We start from the raw sequence: 2,015 nt of genomic DNA on the forward strand, positions 1-2,015 counted from the left end.
AGCAGCTCGCGGTGGTAGTGACGGTTGTCCTCGCCGAACTGCACGCGCCGGGGGCGGTAGGTGCGCTTGAGGTCGACGAGATCGGAGAGCAGGTCGCTGATGAAGTACACCATGAAGCGCAGCAGCGGGTTGCCGCAGGCATCGGCGATGCGGTTGTGGAAACTGAGCTCGGCGAGGCGCAGCTCGCGCTGGCCGTCGCGTTCGAAGCCGAGGCCCTCGCACAGCGCGATGTTCTCCTCGAGCGCCCGGAAATCCGCATCCGTGAGCCGCCCCACGGCGGCCGCGGCGGCCTCGACCTCGACGCCCTTGCGCAGCTGGTAGATCTGCCGGCCGTCGAGCTTCTGGAAGTGCAGGTAGTTGCGCAGCGCCCGGGTGGCCTGCTCGACGCCGGGCTCGGCGACATAGGCGCCGCCGGTCGGGCCGGTGCGCATCACTACCAGTCCCTCGACCTCCAGCGCCTTGAGCGCCTCGCGCACCGTGCCCTTGGCACAGCCGTAGAGGTCGATGAACTCCCGTTCCTTCGGCAGGCGATCCCCCGGCTGCAGGCCCTCGACCACGATCCAGCGCTTGACGTCCTCGACGATCAGGTCGGAGAGCTTGCGTCGGGTCGGTTTGCGCCCGGGATCCTGCATGACTTGCCTGACAACTCCCACCTGCCCGGCCGTGCGGGCACGATTTACCTATTTATAAGGATAAATAGCATAGATTCGGGGTTTGTCTACAGCCCGCCGGCCGTTGCCGGGGGACCTCCTGGTGCCCAGCCCGCTGGTGGCGGGGGTTTCGGCCCCTTCGGGCGTGCCGGGTGTCAGAGGTGGGTGCCGTTCGGTGCAGGATAGACCGGCTCCGGCGGAGCGCAATGCATCGACAGGGGGTGTCCGACGACGGGGCGGAGTGGTCACAGCGGTGGCGGACAGGGGACGGTTCCGTCCGTCTGTCCGCCCGGTGCCGCGCGGTGGTGATCAGGTCTCGCCGGGTATGTCGTGTTTCTTCATCCGGTAGGCGAGTTGCGGGCGGGTCATGCCCAGCGACCGGGCCGCCTGGCTGAGGTTCCCGCCGGCGCGGCGGACAGCATGCTGGATGAGCCGGGGCTCGAGCTCGTCCAGCGAGGCCTGGCGGTCGAGAACCAGGTCGGCGAGTTCGTCGAGATTTGCCGGTGACCGGGCCGCTTCCGGCGTGGCCGGTCCATCGGCGGGGGGCGCGGCGGTGACGACGGGTGCCGTGCGCGGCTCCTCGGCGCAGCCGCCGGAGAGGTTCATGCGCGGAAACAGGTCCTTGACCTCGATCCGGCGCTGGTTGTCGGCGATGATCACGCCGCGCTCGATCATGTTCTCCAGCTCGCGGATGTTGCCCGGCCAGTCATAGGCCTGCAGCGCCTCGACGGCCCGTTCGCTCACGCCCTGGATGCGCTTGCCGTGGCGGGCGTTGTACTTGGCGAGGAAGCGCTCGACCAGCAGCGGGATGTCCTCGCGGCGCTCGCGCAGCGGCGGGATGATCACGGGGTAGATGTTGAGCCGGTAGTAGAGGTCGGCGCGGAAGCGCCCCTCGCGCACGGCCTGCTCCATGTCCATGTTGGTGGCGGCGACCAGGCGCACGTCCACGTGGCGGGTGCGGGTGTCGCCGACACGTTCGAACTCGCCCTCCTGGAGCACGCGCAGGAGCTTGGCCTGGGCGCCCTGAGAGAGCTCGCCGACCTCGTCGAGGAACAGCGTCCCGCCGTCGGCGCGCTCGAAGCGCCCGGGACGGGACTGCTGGGCGCCGGTGAACGCCCCCTTCTCCACGCCGAAGAGCTCCGACTCGATGAGCTCCTCGGGCATCGCCGCACAGTTGACCGCGACGAAGGCGTTGGCCGCCCGGCGACTGAGCTGGTGCAGGCCCCGGGCGAACATCTCCTTGCCTACACCGGTCTCGCCGAGCAGCAGCACGGTCACGGCGCTCTCGGCGGCCTTGCGGATGATCTCGCCGGTCTCGCGGAACGCCGGCGATACCCCCACCATATCGCCGAGGTTGGTCTGCTC

Annotated in this window: 2 protein-coding genes; both read right to left on the minus strand. The window is 69.3% G+C overall.

From position 1 onward, the window contains the following. The coding region (locus G7A99_RS18690; protein ID WP_163143022.1) for a FadR/GntR family transcriptional regulator at positions 1–632 on the minus strand (632 nt) is incomplete at its 3' end. 327 nt (positions 633–959) lie between these two features. Continuing rightward, a partial coding sequence (locus G7A99_RS18695) for a sigma-54-dependent Fis family transcriptional regulator (protein ID WP_163143025.1) occupies positions 960–2,015 on the minus strand: 1,056 nt, incomplete at its 5' end.

It is taken from the genome of Arhodomonas sp. KWT (genome assembly GCF_010993615.1).